The sequence below is a fragment of the Pontibacter sp. HJ8 genome (genome assembly GCF_054824225.1).
The window spans coordinates 1-1,504 of the sequence record NZ_JSYF01000620.1; the positions used below are offsets into that span (position 1 = coordinate 1).

Annotated in this window: 2 protein-coding genes; one reads left to right on the forward strand and one right to left on the reverse strand. The window is 53.1% G+C overall.

Annotation, left to right across the window (positions count from 1 at the left end; translation table 11 throughout):
- A partial coding sequence (locus OB13_RS20075) for an NAD-binding protein (RefSeq protein ID WP_461491966.1) occupies nucleotides 1–974 on the forward strand: 974 nt, incomplete at its 5' end.
- 29 nt (nucleotides 975–1,003) lie between these two features.
- Here the strand turns inward: OB13_RS20075 and OB13_RS20080 are convergent.
- On the reverse strand, nucleotides 1,004–1,504 hold a 501-nt coding region (locus tag OB13_RS20080; RefSeq protein ID WP_461491967.1), incomplete at its 5' end, for a DUF4136 domain-containing protein.

Consider the following 1,504-nt stretch of genomic DNA (forward strand, 5'->3'; position numbering starts at 1 on the left):
TTTCCAAAACAGGTATAAACAGCGGACTCCTCTCCGGCTCAGTCTACCAGTATTTCCTGTCTGTTTCGCTTCTGACCATGGCTTTTACCCCTTTTGTGATCGAATACTTTCACGTGATCGCCAACAAGATAAGCTCAAAGCTGGCGCCTGCCCAGGAACCTCCGGCCGAAACAGCTGCCCAAATAGAACAGAATGATGAAATGCATCACCTGGAAGATCATATTGTCATCATCGGCTATGGTATAAACGGGCGCAATGTCGCTAAAGCTGCACGCCATGCCGGTATTCCTTATGTCATTATAGAACTCAATGCCGTCACCGTTAGGGAGGAGCGCCACCATGGGGAGCCTATTCTTTATGGGGACGCGGTGCATGGCACCATTCTATCCCTCGTCAACATTCACAAAGCGCGCGTGGTGGTAGTTGCCATTTCTGATCCGGAGGCAACCGGGCGTATTATTTCCAGCATCCGGGAGATCAGCGACAAAGTACACATCATCGTGCGTACCCGGTTTGTGCAGGAGATGGAAGAAAGCTTCCGCATCGGGGCCGATGAAGTGATACCGGAAGAGTTCGAGACTTCGATCGAGATCTTTACCCGCGTGCTGTCCAAGTACCTGATGCCACGGGATGAGATCGAAGCCTTCACCAATAGCATCCGGGCGGATAACTATGACATGTTGCGCGGCATCGCCAAACGAAAGAATCCAACCCGAAACATCGTAACGGACCTGCCTGATCTGGAAGTTGCAAGCCTGCGCATTTACACCAAAGATGACTCGTTGGTAGATAAACCCCTGGTTGAAGCAGACGTGCGTAACCGGTTTGGGGTCACGGTTGTTGCCATCAAGCGCGACGGGCAAAACATCATGGAAATCAATGCCCGCACCAAATTAACCAGAGGCGATGTGATCTATGTGGTGGGGCGACCTACGGACGTGATGCGGTTCAACAATTTTGTACGCGCCGACTAGCGCAGCCGGTCCCGGTGGCAGTAGACGACTTAGCGGCTTGTCGCTGCCGGGAAACCTTTCAGAATAGTACCTACCAGGTCCTGAACTTTTCCATAGCCGGTACCAAAGTTACTGACGGCCCCTTCCGTCCAGCCACGCCATAGCAGCTGATTAGAATCCGGGTCAATCACATCCAGGATCAGGGTGCCTTCCTTGAACAGGTCTACGGCGCGGTAGCCCGGCATCTGTGCGTTGCCATACCCATACCGGTAGCCCGACATATAGGCATAGCTGTAACCGAAGCCTGGCCCGTACATGCCCGGTTTATCTTTTTCTTCGGGTACGGATACGCTCACATCGTAGGCGAGCAGCAGATCCGGATTTTCCGCAGATTTCTTATACCCTTTTTGTGCCAGCTCCTCCTCTACTGCCCGAATCAGATGCTGGTGCAGGCTGGCGCTATAGCCTTTGTCATACCCGGCCGGTTCAGCCGGTTTGGCCTGGTACCAGGCATAGGTCTTGTGCTGTTTGAGAGAAGTTCCGGGGGAGAC